General features: G+C 55.1%; 1 pseudogene. It reads right to left on the bottom strand.

The features are described from left to right. Positions 1-128: 128 nt before the first annotated feature. Positions 129-254 (bottom strand): annotated as a pseudogene (locus tag PKKP23_RS33640) (IS110 family transposase); the annotation flags it as partial.

The following is a 254-nucleotide window of genomic DNA, read 5'->3' as shown; positions in this document are numbered from 1 at the left end:
ATGTTTCGCCATGGTGGTGGAGTTCGATTGTGGAAGTGTTACCGTGAGAAGCAACATTCTCCTTCAATCGCCACCGCCTTCTCCTGCCTCTTCCCTACGCCGCGTACACCACTTTCAACGATAGCTCTATGGCCAGCATGCTCGAGCAGATCGCTGATGCTACGCTTCGCCCAGCCTGGCAATGTGTCCAGATGTTCCGTGATGTACCTGCGCAACTTCTCCGGGCTCTGTGGCAGCACTACACCGAATTCCGA

Source organism: Paraburkholderia kururiensis JCM 10599 = LMG 19447, assembly GCF_003986935.1.
Classification (GTDB): domain Bacteria; phylum Pseudomonadota; class Gammaproteobacteria; order Burkholderiales; family Burkholderiaceae; genus Paraburkholderia; species Paraburkholderia kururiensis.
Note: the sequence above shows the minus strand (reverse complement) of the source record. Positions and strands in the feature narration are given on the sequence as shown.